Source organism: Comamonas thiooxydans, assembly GCF_002157685.2.
Taxonomy (GTDB): domain Bacteria; phylum Pseudomonadota; class Gammaproteobacteria; order Burkholderiales; family Burkholderiaceae_C; genus Comamonas; species Comamonas testosteroni_H.
The window spans coordinates 4,423,459-4,441,958 of record NZ_AP026738.1; the positions used below are offsets into that span (position 1 = coordinate 4,423,459).

The 18,500-nt window shown below is 62.0% G+C and carries 16 protein-coding genes; 8 read left to right on the plus strand and 8 right to left on the minus strand.

Going from position 1 to position 18,500, the window contains the following annotated elements; translation table 11 throughout:
• Positions 1–14: 14 nt before the first annotated feature.
• Positions 15–1,325: a heme biosynthesis protein HemY gene (locus CTR2_RS20480; protein ID WP_087081450.1), complete on the plus strand. Its 1,311-nt coding sequence runs from the start codon at positions 15–17 to the stop codon at positions 1,323–1,325.
• A 152-nt stretch (positions 1,326–1,477) separates the two neighbouring features.
• Here CTR2_RS20480 and CTR2_RS20485 read toward each other — a convergent pair whose 3' ends face one another.
• The 4 genes from CTR2_RS20485 to CTR2_RS20500 all read right to left on the minus strand — a co-directional run bounded on the left by CTR2_RS20485 (position 1,478) and on the right by CTR2_RS20500 (position 6,531).
• Complete coding sequence (locus tag CTR2_RS20485; RefSeq protein WP_087081448.1) at positions 1,478–2,764, minus strand: cytochrome c; 1,287 nt, start codon at positions 2,762–2,764, stop codon at positions 1,478–1,480.
• Positions 2,757–3,326 carry a (2Fe-2S)-binding protein gene (locus CTR2_RS20490; RefSeq protein WP_003069132.1) on the minus strand — a complete coding sequence of 190 codons (570 nt, stop codon included), beginning with the start codon at positions 3,324–3,326 and terminating at the stop codon, positions 2,757–2,759. The genes CTR2_RS20485 and CTR2_RS20490 overlap by 8 nt, the downstream gene beginning before the upstream one ends.
• Complete coding sequence (locus tag CTR2_RS20495) at positions 3,326–6,133, minus strand: xanthine dehydrogenase family protein molybdopterin-binding subunit (protein ID WP_087084487.1); 2,808 nt, start codon at positions 6,131–6,133, stop codon at positions 3,326–3,328. Before CTR2_RS20495 ends, CTR2_RS20490 begins: the two co-directional genes overlap by 1 nt.
• 197 nt (positions 6,134–6,330) lie before the next feature.
• Positions 6,331–6,531 carry a hypothetical protein gene (locus CTR2_RS20500; RefSeq protein ID WP_140400990.1) on the minus strand — a complete coding sequence of 67 codons (201 nt, stop codon included), beginning with the start codon at positions 6,529–6,531 and terminating at the stop codon, positions 6,331–6,333.
• 124 nt (positions 6,532–6,655) lie between these two features.
• Between CTR2_RS20500 and CTR2_RS20505 the strand changes: the two genes are divergently transcribed.
• The 6 genes from CTR2_RS20505 (at position 6,656) to galU (ending at position 13,599) form a co-directional block, all read left to right on the plus strand.
• Positions 6,656–7,204, plus strand: a complete 549-nt coding sequence (locus CTR2_RS20505; RefSeq protein ID WP_087081446.1) for a cytochrome b — start codon at positions 6,656–6,658, stop codon at positions 7,202–7,204.
• A gap of 125 nt (positions 7,205–7,329) precedes the next feature.
• Positions 7,330–7,893 (plus strand): YceI family protein, encoded by a 564-nt coding sequence (locus tag CTR2_RS20510; RefSeq protein ID WP_003069127.1) that lies wholly within the window; start codon positions 7,330–7,332, stop codon positions 7,891–7,893.
• Between the two features lie 82 nt (positions 7,894–7,975).
• A complete protein-coding gene (locus CTR2_RS20515; protein ID WP_087081444.1) occupies positions 7,976–8,551 on the plus strand; it encodes a YceI family protein in 576 nt (191 codons plus the stop codon).
• 194 nt (positions 8,552–8,745) lie between these two features.
• Positions 8,746–9,396: a VOC family protein gene (locus tag CTR2_RS20520; protein ID WP_087081442.1), complete on the plus strand. Its 651-nt coding sequence runs from the start codon at positions 8,746–8,748 to the stop codon at positions 9,394–9,396.
• A 339-nt stretch (positions 9,397–9,735) separates the two neighbouring features.
• Positions 9,736–12,639, plus strand: a complete 2,904-nt coding sequence (locus CTR2_RS20525; RefSeq protein ID WP_087081440.1) for a valine--tRNA ligase — start codon at positions 9,736–9,738, stop codon at positions 12,637–12,639.
• A gap of 72 nt (positions 12,640–12,711) precedes the next feature.
• Positions 12,712–13,599: a UTP--glucose-1-phosphate uridylyltransferase GalU gene (galU, locus tag CTR2_RS20530; protein WP_087081438.1), complete on the plus strand. Its 888-nt coding sequence runs from the start codon at positions 12,712–12,714 to the stop codon at positions 13,597–13,599.
• Positions 13,600–13,658: 59 nt separating this feature from the next.
• On the opposite strand, the gene CTR2_RS20535 is transcribed toward galU, so the two are convergent.
• On the minus strand, positions 13,659–15,299 hold the full coding sequence (locus CTR2_RS20535) for a rhodanese-like domain-containing protein (protein WP_087081435.1): 1,641 nt from the start codon (positions 15,297–15,299) through the stop codon (positions 13,659–13,661).
• A 14-nt stretch (positions 15,300–15,313) separates the two neighbouring features.
• Positions 15,314–16,315, minus strand: coding sequence for a Bug family tripartite tricarboxylate transporter substrate binding protein (locus CTR2_RS20540; RefSeq protein ID WP_087081433.1), 1,002 nt, complete (start codon positions 16,313–16,315; stop codon positions 15,314–15,316).
• Between the two features lie 185 nt (positions 16,316–16,500).
• Here CTR2_RS20540 and CTR2_RS20545 point away from each other — a divergent pair, with 185 nt between their 5' ends.
• Positions 16,501–17,505, plus strand: coding sequence for a fatty acid desaturase (locus tag CTR2_RS20545; protein ID WP_087081431.1), 1,005 nt, complete (start codon positions 16,501–16,503; stop codon positions 17,503–17,505).
• Between the two features lie 64 nt (positions 17,506–17,569).
• On the opposite strand, the gene CTR2_RS20550 is transcribed toward CTR2_RS20545, so the two are convergent.
• Both CTR2_RS20550 and CTR2_RS20555 read right to left on the minus strand, forming a co-directional pair.
• Positions 17,570–17,797 carry a sulfurtransferase TusA family protein gene (locus CTR2_RS20550; RefSeq protein WP_003052800.1) on the minus strand — a complete coding sequence of 76 codons (228 nt, stop codon included), beginning with the start codon at positions 17,795–17,797 and terminating at the stop codon, positions 17,570–17,572.
• Between the two features lie 68 nt (positions 17,798–17,865).
• The gene (locus CTR2_RS20555; RefSeq protein WP_087081429.1) at positions 17,866–18,489 is read right to left on the minus strand and encodes an NUDIX domain-containing protein; all 624 of its coding nucleotides are present in this window, start codon (positions 18,487–18,489) and stop codon (positions 17,866–17,868) included.
• Between the last annotated feature and the right edge of the window lie 11 nt (positions 18,490–18,500).

Here is an 18,500-nt window from a genome sequence, read left to right on the forward strand (position 1 = left end):
AGGAGGACACAGAGATGCGCGCCGCCTTGTGGTTGATGGGTCTGTTTGCCGTGGCCGTGGCCATGGCTCTGTTTGCCGGCAATAACCAGAGCTCGGTCACCTGGTTCTGGTCGCCCTATCGGGTGGACATGTCGCTGAACCTTGCCCTGGTTCTGCTCTTTCTGGCTTTTGTGCTGCTTTATGCCGCGCTGCGTGCCCTGGCAGTGCTGCTGCAGATGCCGCATCAGGCACGCCGCTGGCGCATGCAGCAAAAAGAGCGCGGCATGAACCAGAGCCTGCTCGAAGCGCTCTCGCACCTGCAGGCCGGCCGCTTTTTGCGCGCCCGCAAATCGGCTTTGGCCGCCCTGTCCACCGAGCAATCGCTGCGCGAAGCAAAGGCCGGCCTGCCTTATGGCGAACGCCTGAACGCAACGGCCCATCTGATCGCCGCCGATGCCTCCCATGCCCTGCAGGATGCCTCCCTGCGCGACAAGCACTGGCAACAGGCTCTGGACGTACTGCCCATCCCCGGCAACACCCAGGACATGGAAATTCGCGAAGGCGCCCAGATGCGCGCGGCCCGCTGGGCACTGGACGACCGCGATGCCGCCGAATCGATTCGCCGCCTGGGCGAGTTGCCACTGGGCGCAGGCCGCCGCACGATTGCCCTGCGCATCAAGCTCAAGGCAGCACGCCTGTCTGGCGACACGCAGGCTGCGCTCGACACCGCCCGTCTGCTGGCCAAGCACCGCGCCTTCTCTCCCGCGGCCTCGGCCAGCGTGGTCCGCGGCCTGTTGCTGGCCAGCATTCGCGACGCACGTGACACTTCGTCGCTGCAGCAGTTCTGGCTGTCGCTGGACGAAGACGAGCGCGCCATGCCCGAAGTGGCCATCCCTGCCACGGAACGCCTGATCGAGCTGGGTGGCGAAGCCCAGCAGGCACGCGCCTGGCTGCTGCCCGTGTGGGAGCATCTGCTGACCCAGCCCGGACCGCGCACGGAAACCCATCTGCCCAAGCTGGTGGAAGTGTTGCAGTCATGCCTGGGCAAACTGGATGGAGCCTGGCTGGCTCGCATGGAAGCCGCAGCCAATGCCAACCCGCGCGAGTCGCGCCTGCAATACCTGGCCGGCATGGCCTGCGTGCAGCGCGAGCTATGGGGCAAGGCCCAGCAGTTGCTGACCCGCGCCGCACCGCTGCTGCAAGACCCCCAGTTGCGTACCCGCGCCTGGCAGCGCCTGGCGCTGATGGCCGAGCACCGTGGCGATATGGAGGCCTCGGCCATCGCCTGGAAGCTCGCAGCCCAGGCCATGGTGGTGCTGCCGGACAATCCGGCGCAGGACGAATAGGCGCTCTCCAATACGGCTTACAAGCAAACAGGGAAGCCGCGACTGCGGCATGGAGTCGTGCGAACGCTGTGCGGCCAACTACCCTGCAAAACAAAAGGCCACGGCCGCCGCGGCAAGCCGCGAGCGACCGTGGCCTCGAGCCAGGTCTGGACTTATTGGCTGTGCTCTATGGTCTTCACATGCTCCGCAACCTGCGCGGCGGTCACGTCGCCAGGGCGGCCGCCCCAGGTCTGACGCATGTAATTGACCAGATCGGCCATCTCCTCGTTGCTGAGCTTGTCGGCATAGCCCGGCATGGTCTGCATGCGTTCGCCATGGGCCAGGTCACGCTCGTGCACGCCTTCGCGGATCACACGAATCAGGTTGATGGGCGTGGGGAACATGGCCGTGGTGTTGGTGCTCATGGGCACCGACGAATGCGGCTGGCCCTGGCCCTGTGCACCGTGGCAGCCCGCGCACAAGCCCAGGTACAGGTTCTCGCCCTTGACGCTGGTCTGCCCCTCGGCAGCCTTGACCTTGGGCCCTGGCATCTCGCGATTCTGGGTCAGATAGGCAGCCATGGCGCGCACATCGGCCTCCGCCATGCGCGAGGTGGAATGCTCGAGCACCGATGACATGCGGAAAGTCATCACCCCTTGCGGCGACAGTCCGGTGCGGAAGAACTTGACCAGATCGTCCTTGGTCCAGCCGCGCTCGCTCAGGGCATCGGGGGTCAGCGCCGGAGCGTAGGAGCCTTCGATGGTATTGCCCTCGAGATAGCGCGAGCCATCCATGGCGAAGGTGGCCTTGGTCCGCGGGCTGTGGCATTCGGCACAGTGACCCAGCACATCCACCAGATACTTGCCGCGCACCAGTTCGTCCACAGACATGTCGAACTCCTTGGCAGCGGGGCGATTGAGCGCATTCCACATGGCCACGGCAGGACGGATGCTGAACGGGAAGTTCATCTCGCTGGGCTTGTTGGCGACTTCCACGGCCGGCTGCTTCATCAGCCACACCCACAGCGCATCGACATCGGCACGCGTGATCTGGTGGTAGCTGGCATAGGGCATGGCCGGATAGAGGTTCTTGCGGCCGGGCGCCATGCCGGCAGCCACGGCGCGGTACAGATCGTCGGCCGTCCAGCCGCCGATGCCGTGCTCCTTGGAAGGCGAGATATTGGTACCGTAAAGCGTGCCCATGGGGGTGACCATGGGCACACCACCCGCCAGCTCCGCCCCCGTGGCGGGCGAGCTATGGCAGGCCGCGCAGTCACCACTGCGGAACACCTGCTCGCCGCGCTTGTAGAGCGCATCGAACTCCTGCGGGCCCAGCTTGGCAAAGTCCACCGTGGCCGGGGGGACGTCGCCGCTTGCGCTGCCGTACAAATACATGCCTCCGGCCACGAGCACACCCAGCACGGCGGCTGCGCCCAGGCCCTTGATCCAGGTCTTAGCCATTGTTCACGACCTCCTTGCTGCGCTTGCCCGTGGTCAGGCCCGGCGTCTTCAGGATCACGTCGCGCACGGCGTTGTAGTAGCGCACATAGCCTGTACAGCGGCAGATATGGGGCTCCAGTTGCTCCTCGATGGCTTTTTCCACCTCATCGGCGGGCACGGGCTGCTTCTGGAGCTTTTCCACCAGCACGGTGGCCGAGTTCACGAAACCGGGCGTGCAGTAGCCGCACTGGAAGGAGTAGTGCTCGAGAAAGGCCTTCTGCACCGGCGAGGGATGGACCACGCCCTTGTCGTCCACCGAGGCAATGCCTTCCACGGTACGAATGGTCTTGCCGTTGAGCCAGGTCACGCCGGTCACACAGGCGGGCACGGTGATCGAGCCTTTTTCCGGGTCGTCGACGATGATGGTGCAGGCGCGGCACACGCCCTGGCCGCAGCCCAGGCGCGTGCCGTTCATGCCCGCGTACTCCTGCAGGAACTCGATCATCATCAAGTCCTTGGGAACGTCGACGGGGCCTACCTGTTTGCGATTGATGGTGGCGGAAAATTGGATACGGTCCTGCATCACAGTGCCTCTTTGATTTTGTCGGGGGTCACGGGAGTCGCATGGAAGCGCTTGCCCGTGGCATGGGCGATGGCGTTGACGCAGGCGGCGACCACCGGGATCATCACCACCTCGGCCATGCCCTTGGGCGGATCGGTGCGCGACAGCGGCGGCAGCACCACGCCCTCGGCCTTCCACACGGCCACTTCGCTGGCACGCGGCACGTGGTAGCGATTCAGGTTCCACTGGCCGTTGCCGGGGCCGGTCTCGTGGCGCGGCAGGTCTTCGTACAGCGCATGGCCAATACCCATGGCCACACCGCCCTGAATCTGGCCGGAGACCAGCTCGGGCACGATTTGCGTGCCGCATTCCAGCCAGGTCTTGTGCGAGAGGAGGTTCACCTTGCCCGTGCCCGGGGACACGGACAGCTCCACCATGGTGGCGCAGGGCGCGTAGTACACCGTGCCCGCATTGGTGCGCTGCACCGGCGGGTAATAGACCTTGTCGCGTGCGATGAAGGCATAGCCGCCGGATTTCATCGCGGCCTTCTTGGCCTCGCTCGCACCCTTGCCGTACTGCACGGACAGGGCGTCAATCATTGCCTGGAACTTCCTGCCCTCGACCGTGAAGTCGGCCTTGGCCCAGGCCCAGCGATTGAAGGCGTGCACGCAGACGCCGGTCACGATGCCCAACTCGTGTGCGCGTTCGGCCAGGCGCTCCAGGCTCAGCGGCTCCAGACCCTCGGCCACGAGCATGCGATCACGCCATTCCAGCATGTCTTCGGTGACGGTGCTGGGCAGCAACTGTCCACCACCGTCCTTGCCGGACCAGATTGACTGGGCAGCAGGCCACAGGCAGAGCTTGAGCAGCAACTGCGCCGCCTGTTGCGTGGCGTGGCGGAAGTAGTAGGCCGAGTTCGATGCCGATACCGGCGACACCAGGCGCGGTGTCCAGGTCGGATCTCGCGCCAGCTCGTCCTCCTTGGCCTGGGGCGTGGTGTAAGGCTCGTCCTTGGTATGCAGCGGCAGGTTGTCCCAGTGGTTCACCGCGAAGTCCACGTCGTCCGCCGGGCGCCCCAGGAAGGGTTCGACCGCCACCAGCTGCGCCGTGGTGCTGCCGGTACCGATCTCGGTGGCGATGTGGCGCATCTTGATGCGGCCCTCGGGCGTGATCTCCAGCTGCGCGATCGAGGCCTCCGCCCCTGTGCCGAAGTCCTTTTGCACGGCACCGAAGCCTATGCCGTAGCGCAGGCCGGGGTTGGCCGCCTCGAAGTCGGCCTTGCGCTTGGCGCGCTCGATCCACATCGGGTCCTTGGCGGCCATATCGAGGATCTCGCCGATACGCAGATGACCCGAGGGCGAGGCACCCTGGGTGTTCTTCATGCTGCTCTTGAGCACATTGCGCCGGCGCAGCTCGATGGCGTCCAGGCCGATCTCCTGGGCGATCTCGTCGACCAGCATCTCGGTATAGGCCATGGACTGCACCGTGCCGTAGCCGCGCATGGAGCCGGCCGTGACGCCGATGGAGGGGTAGACCTCGGTCGACAGGTCGCTCTCGGGGAAGTAGTAAATGGATTGCGCCGCCGTCACCGCCACCGTACCCACCGAGGGGCTGAAGTTGGTCACGCCGCCACCGTCACCCACCATATGGCAGGTCAGCGCGTGGAACTTGCCGTCCTTGTCCACCGAGATCGCGGTCTCTACATCGAAGGGATGGCGCTTGAGTGCGAACTGGAAGTGCTTCCAGCGATCCAGCGCCAGCCGCACCGGGCGGCCCTGGGCGTACAGCGACGCCAATGCCACGTAGAACGGGAAGGGATGGTGCTCCTTCTGACCGTAGCCCACGGTGTAGGAGCTGATGTAGTCGAGCTGGTTCAGCGGCAGCTTGCTGTCCTTGAGCATGTGCATCACATGCTCGGCCGTGCCGTAGGGCGCCTGGCTCGCGGCCACCATGTGCAGTGCACCGCTGCCCTGCTCATACCAGGCCAGGCCGTTTTCCATTTCCATCGCCACATGCTCGATGGACTGGCTGTAGTACTTGCGTGCAAACGCGCGCAAGCCGTCCTTGGGCTGTTTCATCTCGGCCTGGATGCGTGCCGACTCGCCCATCAGCGCGCCGAAGGCGGGGTGGCTGCTGTCGGGCCAGTGCACCCCTTTTTCATCGAGCTGAGGCCAGATGACGGTGTTCTTCATGGGCGAGAACCTGTCCTCGCCATAGCCGTCCTCGCCCTGCACGCGTACGTAGCGCGCGGCCACATAGGGCGCGCGCGGCGGCTGGGCAGCCTCGGCTCCGAAGCGGAAGATCGCGTCATTGAAGCGCAGGCGCTGGTTGGCCACGCGGAACTTCTCGTAGTCGTGCCAGATGGCCACGGCCACCGGATGACCGAGCATGGGAGAGACCTGGCCCTTCTTGACGAAGAACTCGCCGTAGAAGCCCGGCTCGGGCATTCCCACGCCGTCGGCGGCGATGGACTCGGCGTCGATCAGCACATCAGGCTGGTAGTCGCTGCCCAGCACCGACAGATCCAGGCCTTCGTAGATGCGGTCGGCGCGCGGGATATGGATGGTCAGCGCGTGCGACTGCTGCGCGGGCCAGCCCTGCATGTCCCTGGCACGCAGGTCGATGGCAAAGACCTTCTGCCCGGAGACCTTGGCCAGACCGTCGCGGCGGTAGTTGAGCGTGTTGCCATTGATCCAGTGAGTCTCCTGACCGCTGGCGGGCGTTATCAATTCCGCAAGCGCGTCTTTGACCGGGCGCACACTCGCAATCACGCCCATGGCGGCGGCAGCCTTCAGAAAACTGCGCCGATTCAAGTCCAGTTTGGACACGGTTCCAACTCCTTGCTGCAATGCGCACAGCAACAGCAAGGACTGGCGTGGGCACATCGCTAGATGACTATGTATTCCTGAACGTTGTATGCGTCCAAGAGTCAAAAAGCAGGTGATAACGGCTGCAGTTGTTGTCGGCATTTCTGCCCACATATCGCCAGCCTTGGCCGTCCGCCACGCTTTGGTCTTTTAAAAGACTAAGAGGCGCGGAGTATAGAAACAGCGGCCTGCATGATTTTTTGCCACCTAAATTCACAAGTTAAATACTCGGAAAATTGATGCTCATCAACACCAACTTCCTTCATTGATGCTTGTCGTGCAAAACGGCATGCGCCCACTTCGCTCCGCATTGAATGTTCGATGAACTTGCAGAAGCCAGCGCTTTTTGGTTCGGACATTCAGCTTTTTTGAATCGAGCCCTCAATCCTGCTGAACCTTTTTGCATTCGCCGCTTCATACACTGCATATCAATTTCAGCAGGCCCCCAGCGCCCGCAACCCGCACTTTCTGATTGCAGTTTCCATGAACTCAAGCTCCCGCTATACCGGTACCGCCATCGCCCTGCACTGGGTTCTGGCCATGGCACTGATCGGCATCTTCGCCTTTGGCCTCTATATGACAGGCCTGCCTTTCTCGCCCACACGCCTCAAGTACTTCAACTGGCACAAATGGGCAGGCATGACGATTCTGATCCTGTCCGTGCTGCGCCTGGTCTGGCGCATCACCCACCGACCACCGGAACTGCCCGAAGCCGTCACCCGCACCATGCCGGGCTGGCAGCGCATGGCCCACCATGGCGTGCATCACCTGATGTATGCGCTGTTCTTTGCCATCCCGCTGGTGGGCTGGATGTACAGCTCGGCCGCAGGATTTCCCATCGTGCTGTTCGGACAATTGCCCCTGCCCGACCTGGTGAGCAAGAGCCCCGAGCTGGCCGAAGCGCTCAAGCCCTGGCATGGCTATCTGGCCTATGCGCTGGCAGCCCTGGTGGTGATGCATATCGCTGCCGTCATCAAGCATCAGATCATTGACCGCGACGGACTGCTGTCACGCATGGTTCCGGGGAAATAACCTCCTGAGCGGCTTTGCCGGGGCGGCCCCGCCACGCCATCGCTGCGCGGCGGCGCTTGCTAGGCGCTCCTGACCTGGATCACACCAGCTTTTCAATTTTCTCTGTTCATCACAAGGAGTTTTTGATGAAAGTCCTTTTTTCCTCCGCACTGATTGCAGCCGCTTTCCTGGGCAACACCGCACAGGCCGCTCAAGCCCTGGTGCCCGCACAAAGCGCCGTCAACTTTGAAGCCAAGCAGATGGGCGTGCCGCTCAAAGGCCACTTCAAGAAGTTCGACGCCCAGATTGCCTTCGACGCCGCCAAGCCCGAGAGCAGCAAGATCCATTTCACGGTCGATACCGGCAGCGCCACCATGGGCGCCAAGGAAACCGATGCCGAACTGCCCAAGGCAGACTGGTTCAACGTTGCCAAATTCCCTCAGGCCACCTTTGACTCCAGCGCCGTCAAGGCTCTGGGCGGTGGCAAGTTCCAGGTGGACGGCACGCTGACCATCAAGGGCAATGCACAGAAGGTGAGCCTGCCCGTGACGCTGACCCAGTCCGGCGCCACCACCACGGCCGCCGGCACGCTGGCGCTCAAGCGTCTGAACTTCAAGATCGGCGATGGCGACTGGAAGGACACCTCCATGGTGGCCGACGAGGTCAATGTGCAATTCAAGCTGGCTCTGACTGGCGTCGGCAAGCTCTAAGCGTTTCTCGGCTCCAGCGCTTGATAGGCAAGCGCTGAAAGCTCATGTTTTGATAGTTCCAATCCCTGAAGGAGTATTCACCATGCGTTCCACTCTGTTCGCTCTGGCCGCTGCGTCCCTGTTTGCCACCGCTGCCCAGGCGGCACCGGCCACTTACGCCATCGACCCCACACACACGTTCGCGACTTTCGAGATCGATCACTTTGGCGCCTCCACCAACCGTGCCCGTTTCGACAAGAAAAGCGGCAACGTGCAGTTCGACAAGGCAGCCAAGACCGGCAAGGTCGAAGTGACTCTGGACATGACTTCGGTGAACTCCGGCACGCCCTCCTTCAACAAGCATCTGCAAAGCGCCGACATCTTCAACGTGGAGAAATTCCCCGAAGCCAAGTTTGTCTCCGACAAGTTCGTGTTTGACGGCGACAAGCTCAAGGAAGTGACCGGCCAGCTGACCTTGCTGGGCAAGACCGCCCCCATCACCGTCAAGGCCAACAAGTTCACCTGCTACGAAAGCCCCATGCTGCAAAAGCGTGAAGTCTGCGGCGGCGACTTCGAGGCCACCATCGACCGCACTCAGTGGGGCGTGAACTACGGCATTCCCTACGGCTTCCCCAAGGAAGTGCGCCTGGTCCTGCAGATCGAAGCTGTGAAGCAGTAATCCAGGTCCGCAAGGACTCTCGAGTGAAGCCTCTTGCGGGCTCTCTCTTTGGCCTGGCCCGTGTAAACGGTCCGGGCTTTTTTGCGTCTGCGGCGTGCTTCAGACATAAATCCCCTTCAGCATAAAATTTACTTTAGGTTAATCAATTACGAATAGTAGAATAATCTCACTCACACAATCGAAGGAGACATCGCATGAGCCAAGCCGCCCCTACCCCGGTTTACTCCCAGCCCCGGCGTGCGGACATGAGCCAGCTGCCCGCACCTGCCGCCGTGCAGCAGTTGCACCACTACGCCTACAAGGCCAAGGATGCAGAAGAGACTCGTCACTTCTACGAGGACATCCTGGGCCTGCCGCTCTACCACATCATCCAGAGCGACTACGTTCCTTCCACGGGCGAATACTGCCCCTACACCCATTTCTTCTTCCGCCTCAAGGACGGCTCCTTCATCGCCTTCTTCGACATTGGCGACGACGAAGCGGCCCTGCCCTCACCCAACACTCCGATCTGGATCAATCACATCTCCTTCCGTGTGGACTCCGTGCAGGAGCTGGAAAACACCAAGGCCCGCCTGCAGGCCTGCGGCGTGGAAGTGCTGGGCGTGACCGATCACCACATCTTCAAGAGCATCTACTTCTTCGACCCCAACGGCATCCGCCTGGAGCTGACGGCCCAACTGGCCGACGAGCTGCAGATGCTCAAGGAAAGCAAGACCGCCCATGCACGCCTGGACGAGTGGACGGCCCGCAAGGAGCAGTGGCGCAAGGAACGTGCCGAAGGCAAGTCCGGCGCCCCCCTCAAGCCGCAGAACAACGACCGGCCGGAGTTTGTTCCTCCCAAGTAAGTTCCCCCTGGGGCGCTATGCCTAGGCGGCCCGCGCCTTCCCCTTCTCTGCTTCGCGGTGAGGGAGGACAGCCTCGTTGCGGGGCGGTTGGGTCCGCCCAGGTCTTGCTTGCTGTCCCTTTGCCGGGGCATGCTTATTCAAAGTGCAGTTGGCTCAGTCGGTATCAGTTTTATAGCTACGAGCGCCTGACAAATAAGCGCAGAAGGGCGAAATAAGACCTACCGCGCTCATCACCGGATCGGATCGCTAAAATCATTGGCAATCCGTCCTTATCTTTCATGCAGACGGCATCCCTTTTCAGGATGCCGTTTTCATTTCCAGAGTTCTTGTAACGCAGCCATGAGCGACACCATTCAACAGCCCGGCCTCGACAGCCTCTCCAAGTCTTTTGAACCTGCCTCCATCGAAGCCCATTGGGGCCCTGAGTGGGAAAAGCGCGGCTACGGCAATGCCGGCTATCGCGGCACAGGCAAGCCCGGTACCGAAGCTACCGCTGCAGGCAACAACTTCTCCATCCAGCTACCCCCACCCAATGTGACAGGTACGCTGCACATGGGCCACGCGTTCAACCAGACCATCATGGACTCGCTGACACGCTACCACCGCATGAAGGGCTACAACACGGCCTGGATTCCCGGAACCGACCATGCAGGCATCGCTACCCAGATCGTGGTGGAGCGCCAGTTGCAGACTCAAGGCGTGAGCCGCTATGACCTGGGCCGTGACGAGTTCACCAAAAAGGTCTGGGAGTGGAAGGAAAAGTCCGGCGACACCATCACCACGCAGATGCGCCGCATGGGCGACACCGTGGACTGGAGCCGCGAATACTTCACCATGGACGACAAGCTGTCCAAGGTGGTGACCGAGACCTTTGTGAAGCTGTACCAGCAAGGCCTTATCTACCGTGGCAAGCGCCTGGTGAACTGGGACCCGGTGCTGCAGTCCGCCGTCTCCGACCTGGAAGTCGAGAACCAGGAAAAGGACGGTTCGCTCTGGCACATCGCCTATCCGCTGACCAGCGGCGAAGGCAATCTGGTGGTCGCAACCACCCGTCCCGAAACCATGCTGGGCGACGTGGCCGTGATGGTCCACCCCGAAGACGAGCGTTACAAGCACCTGATCGGCCAGACCGTGACCCTGCCGCTGGTGGGCCGCCAGATCCCCATCATCGCCGACGAATACGTGGACCGCGAGTTCGGCACCGGCGTGGTCAAGGTCACGCCTGCCCACGACCAGAACGACTATCAGGTGGGCCAGCGCCACAAGCTGCCCATGATCTGCGTGCTGACGCTGACCGCCAAGATCAACGACGAGGCGCCCGAGAAATACCGCGGCATGGACCGCTTCGTGGCCCGCAAGGCCATCGTGGCCGACCTGGAAGAGCTGGGCCTGATGGTCGAGATCAAGAAGCACAAGCTGATGGTGCCGATCTGCGACCGTACCGGCCAGGTGATCGAACCCATGCTGACCGACCAGTGGTTTATCGCCATGAGCAAGGTCAGCGACCAGGACCCGACAGGCAAGTCCATCGCCCAGAAGGCCATCGACGCCGTGGCCTCCGGCGAAGTTCAGTTCGTTCCCGAGAACTGGGTCAACACCTACAACCAGTGGATGAACAACATCCAGGACTGGTGCATCTCGCGCCAGCTGTGGTGGGGTCACCAGATTCCGGCCTGGTATGACGAAGAAGGCAATATCTACGTTGCCAAGAACGAAGCCGAAGCCCAGGCCCAGGCCCCCGGCAAGCAGCTGACCCGCGACGCCGACGTGCTGGACACCTGGTACTCCTCTGCCATGGTGCCGTTTAGCACCATGGGCTGGCCCGAGCAGGGCAATGCCGCCGACGATGACTACAACCTCTACCTGCCCTCCTCGGTGCTGGTGACGGGCTACGACATCATCTTCTTCTGGGTCGCTCGCATGATCATGATGAGCACGCACTTCACCGGTCGCGTGCCGTTCAAGCATGTCTACATCCACGGCCTGGTGCGCGATGCACAGGGCAAGAAGATGAGCAAGTCCGAAGGCAATGTGCTGGACCCGGTCGACCTGATCGACGGCATCTCGCTGGAGCCGCTGCTGGACAAGCGCACCACCGGCCTGCGCAAGCCCGAGACCGCGCCACAGGTGCGCAAGAACACGCAAAAGGAATTCCCCGAAGGCATTCCCGCCTACGGTGCGGACGCACTGCGCTTCACCTTTGCCGCCCTGGCGTCCCTCGGCCGCTCCATCAACTTCGACAGCAAGCGCTGCGAGGGCTATCGCAACTTCTGCAACAAGCTCTGGAATGCTTCGCGCTTCGTGCTGATGAACTGCGAAGGCCATGACTGCGGCCTGGCTCCTCATACCAAGGAACAATGCCAGCCCGGCGGCGAGTTCGCCGGCTACATGCACTTCAGCCAGCCCGACCGCTGGATCAGCTCCCAGCTGCAGAAGGTCGAGGCAGAAGTGGCCAAGGGCTTTGCCGAGTTCCGCCTGGACAATGTCGCCAACACGATTTACGACTTCGTCTGGAACGAGTTCTGCGACTGGTATCTGGAAATCGCCAAGGTGCAGATCCAGACCGGCAACGAGGCCCAGCAGCGCGCCACGCGCCGCACGCTGATCCGCACGCTGGAGGCGATTCTGCGTCTGGCCCACCCCATCATTCCGTTCGTGACCGAAGAGCTGTGGCAGCAGGTCGCCCCCGTGGCCGGACTCAAGGGCGAGTCCATCGCCGTGGCACGCTACCCCGAAGCACAGCCTGAGAAGATTGACGAAGCCGCTATCGCCTACGTGGGCCGCATCAAGCAGATGGTGGATGCCTGCCGCGCGCTGCGTGGCGAGATGGGCGTATCGCCCGCTCAACGCCTGCCGCTGCTCACCGTGGCCAGCAATGCCGAGGACTCGGCATTTCTGCGCGCCAATGCCGACGTGCTCAAGAACCTGGCCAAGCTCAGCGAAGTCAAGGTGTTCGATGACGAAGCCGCATGGGTCACCGCCGCACAGACTGCTCCGGTCAACGTCCTGGGCGACATCCGCATGGCTTTGTTTGTCGAAATCGACGTTGCAGCCGAGAAGGCCCGCCTGTCCAAGGAAGCCAAGCGCCTCGAAGGCGAGATCGTCAAGGCCAACGGCAAGCTGAGCAATGAGGCCTTCTGCGCCAAGGCTCCTGCCGCAGTGCTGGAACAGGAGCGCAAGCGCCTGGCCGACTTCGGCGCGACACTGACACGCATCAACGAGCAACTCGCTCGTCTGGGCTAAACCCCGCTAAACTCCCTCCCAAAACAAGGCGCAGGCAACTGCGCCTTTTTTCCATCCAGAAAAGACAAGCACATGAGCAATCAAACCCGCGTCCGCAAAGCCGTGTTTCCTGTTGCAGGCCTGGGCACCCGTTTTCTGCCCGCCACCAAGGCTTCACCCAAGGAAATGCTGCCCGTCGTGGACAAGCCGCTGATCCAGTACGCCGTGGAAGAGGCCTATGAGGCCGGAATCCGCGACATGGTGTTCGTTACCGGCCGCAGCAAGCGAGCCATCGAAGACCATTTCGACACTTCGTACGAACTCGAGAACGAGCTGGAGAATGCCGGCAAGCAAGCCATGCTGGACCTGGTGCGCAGCGTCAGCCCGGCCGATATGAACTGCCTGTTCGTGCGCCAGCCCCGCTCCCTGGGCCTTGGCCATGCCGTTCTGTGCGCGCAACCCCTGGTCGGCAATGAACCCTTTGCCGTCATTCTGGCCGACGACCTGATGACAGGAGAGAGTGGAGGCCCCGGCGTGATGGCGCAGATGACGGCCGCTTTCCAGAAACAGGGCCGCTCGCTGCTGGCGGTGCAGGAAGTTCCGCTCGAGCACACCAAGCGCTATGGCATCGTCAAGGGCGAGCCCGCTGGCGGCCCGCTGATGCGCATCGACGAGATCGTGGAGAAGCCCGCTCCCGAGAAAGCGCCATCGCGCATGGGTGTGGCGGGCCGCTACGTGCTGACTCCCGCCATCTTCGACGAGATCCGCAACCAGCCAAAGGGTGTGGGTGGCGAGATCCAGCTGACCGATGCCATCGAACGGCTGATGGCTCATGAAGCCGTCTATGCCTTCCAGTATGCGGGCAAGCGCTATGACTGCGGCAGCAAGGAAGGCTTTCTGGAAGCCACGGTGGAGCTGGCGCTGCAGCACCCCGATGTGGGCCACAGCTTTCGCGAATACCTTAAACAGCTCGCACTCTGAGCCGACCTTGATCGCACCAAGGAGCAGGCGGACTGCGGCCCGGACCTGCTCTTTGTTCTTCAGGCTGCGACATCGAAAAAACGAAAGCGCACACCTGGGTCACCATCCAGCCGTGCGGCCAGGCTTCGCTCCCACCGCAGATAGCTGTCCCAGGCTGGCAGACGCTTTTCCTGCGGCACTCGCATGATGGAACCCCAGTCGTCCAGAAATGCCGTCAACAGTTGCTCAGGTCTGTGCCCGGCTTCCACAGGCTGGTTCTCGGCAATCCAGGCCTGGGTTCCCCCCTCCAGCCAGCGCAAGGTCTTGCTGGCTTCGGCGCTCAGCGAGCGTGCCAAAGCTCGGGCTGCATGGCGCGCCTGTTGGCCATCCGGAGATGTCAACACCAGCCACTGACCCTGGTCCCGGGCCTCGGCATGAGCCAGCTGCAACGACGCCAGGGCCGCAGCATTCGCATGCACCGCCTGGACAATGTGGGTCTTCACATAATCAAGACTGGGCCCCACGTCCACGACCTTTGCCTGCTGCTGTGCCAGTCGTGAAGCAAGCGCGCCTGCTGTGACGGACTGCACATCCTCGTACTGAGGCAGACCGCCCTGCAAGCCAGCAGCGTCGATGGTTCTGGCATCGCCCGTATAGAGAAAGACATCGCATTCACCCAACTGAGCCAGCCAGAACGCCGTGACGGCAGAGCGGAGCTGATGAGGATCGTCCAGCAGTACGACCCGGGCATGGCGTACAGCCACCAGGTTTTCGAAATGCATCAGCAACTGCCCGCCCGCCACGGCCTGAATGCCGGGACGGGAAACGGCTCCGGGGCGAAGATCGAACAGCTGCACACTGCGCTTTCGGTCATCACTCCACTGTGCTAGGCCCTCATCGTCCACGCTCGCCAATGCAAAGCGTGCGACCAGTTCCTGAGCCTTGGCACGCGCCTGCGATTCAGCAAAGACCGGCAACACCTCCTGCGCCTGCTCCGCATCACTCACATCGGCATGTCCCTGCACGACCCAAGCCATGACGCCATCGTCTACCCACGCCACCGGTACACCGGCGCCATGCAGTACCCGCTGCGTGGCGGTGCCGATGACACCTCGCGTACGACTAAAGCAGGTAACAGCCCACAGATGCCCAGGCTGCGCCGCTGCGGCATGTGCATCCAGATCGCGCAGCGGCCATTCCGTACCCGGATAGCTGAGTGCATGGGGCAAGGCACTGTAACGATGCTCGCCCAAGGTCCGCACATCGACCACGGTTGTCGGTACGCCCTGCTGCCAGCGCTGCGACAGTGCCTGCACTGACAAGGCGGGAACTGCAAAATGCTGGCGCACCCTCTCACCAAAGGCCTTGACCAGCGTGTTGTAGCCGTCAATCAGCAACCCACCCTGCGCCAACCAGGCTTGCAACCCTCCCTGCAGCGACCATAGCTGCGTGCAGCCCAGCTCCCGCAAAAGATCTACCGCACGCTGCACCTGTTCTTCGGCAGCATCCACATCGGCACTGCACAGCACAATCCGCACATCGCGTCTTGGCAACAGAGCAGGGGCCTGCTGCGCCAGCTGGGACAAGGGCAGATGGCGTGCAGCCACGATGTGGGAGCAGGCATAGTGCCGAGCCTCGGACACATCAAGCAAGGCCAATTCCTGGCCATCCTGCAGCCAGACACGCAGATCATCGGGGCTCAGCAAAGCAGGGGTCCTCATGTTTGACTCCCGGCTCAGTTCGGCTGTATGCCTGCTTGCCTGACCACAGCCAGCCACTTCTTCGACTCGCTCTTGATAAAGCGGCCCAACTCCTGCGGTGTGCTGCCCACGGTGAAAGCACCGATATCGTCATAGCGCTTCTTGAAACCGGGCGATTGCACAATCTCATGCAACTCCTTGGAAACACGCTGCACAATGTCCGGCGGCGTTCCTGAACGTGCAACGACGGCGTACCAGGAGGTCACTTCAAAGTTGGGGACCCCAGCCTCCGCGGTCGTGGGTACATCCGGCAGCCAGGGCGCCCTTGTTCTGTAGGCTACTGCCAGCGGCCTGAGCTTGCCGCTTTGTATGTAGGGGATGGCCGTGACCACTTCGTTGAAGATGAACTGGGTCTGCCCCCCCATCAAATCGTTGAGAGCAGGTGCCGACCCCTGGTAGGGGATGGCGGTGAAGTTGGCGCCTGTCAACGCCTGCAGAGACTCCCCGGCCAGATGCGAGAAGGCGCCGATGCTGGTGCCGTAATTCACCTGGCCAGGGTGCTTGCGGGAATAGGCAATAAGCTCCTGCACATTTTTGACCGGCAGACTGGGATTGACCAGCAACACCTGCGGCGTCTGCACCAGCAGGGACACGGGGGTGAAGTCCTTGTCCAGGCTATAGCTCAGTTGTTTGAATAGGGCCGGCTGCACCGTGAGGTTGGAGGACGGAGCCAGCAGCAGCGTATAGCCATCTGCCGGCTGACGAGCCACCCATTCGAAACCGATGTTTCCAGCCGCCCCGATACGGTTCTCCACCACCACCGTCTGATTGAACCGACGCCCCAGCTCCTCTCCCACTTCACGGGCAATCTTGTCGGCAATGCCACCCGCCGGATAGGGCACAACCAGTCGGATGGACTTGCTGGGATAGGCCTCCTTGGCCTGCGTGTTCGGGATATGCATCGCCAGGATGGCCGTCATGGACAGCGCCAGAGATGATGCATGGCGGCGCGAGAAAGGAGCGAAAGGGAAAAGCATGACGTGCGGGCCGCAAGAGCGTTGAAAGGAAATGCGGCATTGCAGCGCGTTTCACGCCAGGAGAGAACAACGTTTTTCAAGCAAGCAAATGCGGATTTCGCATTTGGCATTTCTACCCAGGCCCCCCACCATGCAAACCGGCCCTATCAGCCTCGTCCGAGGTCTCTGCGTTTTCTCATCTTTCAATGTCCTCCACCTCTTCGGCTGCATATACAGCCCCGCAAACTGCAAAGCCTGCTTCATCATCCGAAGCGCTTTCGGCACACCCCGTCAAGCGCCTGCCAACTCCACAACGCTCCCCAAAGCTCTGGGATCGCTGGGAGCTTCCCACGGTGGCCCTGGCGGCCATCCTGTATGCCACCTGGGCAACGCTGATCTGGTGGCATGCGCTCATCCCTGGCGCACTGCTTTTTCTGCTTGGCGGCTATGTGGCACAGCTGCATTTTTCCCTGCAACATGAGTCCATCCATGCCATGCGCCATTGGCCCGCATGGTTGCGCACGGTCCTGGTATGGTTCCCCATCAATCTCTGGCTGCCCTACCAGTTCTATCACGCCAGCCACAGCACCCATCATGTCAACGCTCACCTGACCCACCCACAGCGAGACACCGAAAGCGCCTATCACGGTCCCGCGCAATGGCAAGCTCTCGGTCCCCTATGGCGAACCGTCTACCGGGCCAACCAAATGCTGCCTGTGCGCCTGATCATGGGGCCCTTTCTGCGCCTCCACAAACTGCTACGCACGGAGTGGCGCTTTATATGCTCAGGCGACTTCAGCCGGTTGCCTGTGTGGGCCATTCATACGGCATCCGCCCTGCCCTTGCTGTACTTCGCCTTGGTTCTAGCAGGCATGCAGTGGTGGGAATATCTGCTGTACTTTGTCTATCCCGGCATGATGCTGGGCCAGCTGCGCACTTTTACTGAGCACCGCTGGGGCGAGAAACCGGTGGAACGCACTGCCATCGTGGAATCCAATGTGGTGGGCGGTCTACTCTACCTCTACAACAACCTGCATCAGGTTCATCATCTGTTTCCCACGCTTCCCTGGTATCGCATACCTGGCTACTTTCGCCAGCACCGTGAAGCCGTTCTGCATAGCAATGGCGGCTTCCACTACCGCGGTTATGCCGAGATTGCGCAGCGCTTCTGGCGTAAGCCCGTTTTCGACCCCGTGCACCCGCGCTGGTAAGCGCACCGAGCCGGCAAGAAAAAGGCCTGCAAGTGCAGGCCTTTGTTGCATCAACCACTGGCTTTCAACGTCGGCGCAGGATATGGATGAATTCATCGCCCACCGTCTGCTGCTCGACCAGTTCATTGCCGGTCTGCTTGGCAAAGGCCTGGAAGTCCCGGATGGAGCCGGTATCTGTGGCCACGACCTTGAGCAACTGGCCGCTTTGCATGGCAGCCAACGCCTTCTTGGCCTTGAGAATGGGCAGCGGGCAGTTCAGGCCGCGGGTGTCAACTTCTTGGTCTACGTGCATGGGGTGGATTCCTCGTCAGCACCGATTGTAGAAAAACCGGGCGCTGGCAGTGCCAGCGCGGTCTTTGCTCAAACCAGAGCAGGGGCCACCGTAAAGCGCGGATCATCGGCCCAGCGTCGCACAGGCCATTTGGCGGGGTCAGGCTCGGGATTCTGACCGGGACGGAAAGCGCCAAAGCGCGGCTCAAAGCCTTTTTGCTTGATCCACTCGGCCAGAGCGTAGCCCGTGCCCGCAGGCCAGCACAGCGACTCCTCGGCCGTCTGCCAGCGGTATTCCAGCAGCTCGGGAGAAAGCTTCACATCCTCGGGTCGGCCCTGCACGCGCACATGGTAGGCAATCAGCACCTGATTCATGCGCAGAAACTCCGAGCAGCACAGCAGACGCAGAGCCTTCACGCGCAGCCCTGTTTCTTCGAGCACCTCGCGACAGATGCCGGCTTCAGGCGATTCACCGGCCTCCATAAAGCCTGTGATCAGGCCGAATACGCCCTCCTGCCAAAGCGCATTGCGCGCCAGCAGCACGCGACCATCGTCGCCTTCCACCACGGCCGCCAGCACCGGCGTGGGATTGCCCCAATGCGTGAAACCGCAGCTCGGGCAGCGCAGACGCTGTACTTCGCCGCTGTCCTCGCTGGCCACAATCCATTGCAACTCGGTCGCGCAGTTGGAACAAAAGCGGACTTCATAAGCCATGAGGCTCTCCG

Bases quoted from the DNA above. Each gene is read 5' to 3' on its own strand.
- CTR2_RS20480 (WP_087081450.1), top strand. From the start codon at position 15: ATGCGCGCCGCCTTGTGGTTGATGGGTCTGTTTGCCGTGGCCGTGGCC.
- CTR2_RS20485 (WP_087081448.1), bottom strand. From the start codon at position 2,764: ATGGCTAAGACCTGGATCAAGGGCCTGGGCGCAGCCGCCGTGCTGGGT.
- CTR2_RS20490 (WP_003069132.1), bottom strand. From the start codon at position 3,326: ATGCAGGACCGTATCCAATTTTCCGCCACCATCAATCGCAAACAGGTA.
- CTR2_RS20500 (WP_140400990.1), bottom strand. From the start codon at position 6,531: ATGTCCGAACCAAAAAGCGCTGGCTTCTGCAAGTTCATCGAACATTCA.
- CTR2_RS20505 (WP_087081446.1), top strand. From the start codon at position 6,656: ATGAACTCAAGCTCCCGCTATACCGGTACCGCCATCGCCCTGCACTGG.
- CTR2_RS20510 (WP_003069127.1), top strand. From the start codon at position 7,330: ATGAAAGTCCTTTTTTCCTCCGCACTGATTGCAGCCGCTTTCCTGGGC.
- CTR2_RS20515 (WP_087081444.1), top strand. From the start codon at position 7,976: ATGCGTTCCACTCTGTTCGCTCTGGCCGCTGCGTCCCTGTTTGCCACC.
- CTR2_RS20520 (WP_087081442.1), top strand. From the start codon at position 8,746: ATGAGCCAAGCCGCCCCTACCCCGGTTTACTCCCAGCCCCGGCGTGCG.
- CTR2_RS20525 (WP_087081440.1), top strand. From the start codon at position 9,736: ATGAGCGACACCATTCAACAGCCCGGCCTCGACAGCCTCTCCAAGTCT.
- galU (WP_087081438.1), top strand. From the start codon at position 12,712: ATGAGCAATCAAACCCGCGTCCGCAAAGCCGTGTTTCCTGTTGCAGGC.
- CTR2_RS20535 (WP_087081435.1), bottom strand. From the start codon at position 15,299: ATGAGGACCCCTGCTTTGCTGAGCCCCGATGATCTGCGTGTCTGGCTG.
- CTR2_RS20540 (WP_087081433.1), bottom strand. From the start codon at position 16,315: ATGCTTTTCCCTTTCGCTCCTTTCTCGCGCCGCCATGCATCATCTCTG.
- CTR2_RS20545 (WP_087081431.1), top strand. From the start codon at position 16,501: ATGTCCTCCACCTCTTCGGCTGCATATACAGCCCCGCAAACTGCAAAG.
- CTR2_RS20550 (WP_003052800.1), bottom strand. From the start codon at position 17,797: ATGCACGTAGACCAAGAAGTTGACACCCGCGGCCTGAACTGCCCGCTG.
- CTR2_RS20555 (WP_087081429.1), bottom strand. From the start codon at position 18,489: ATGGCTTATGAAGTCCGCTTTTGTTCCAACTGCGCGACCGAGTTGCAA.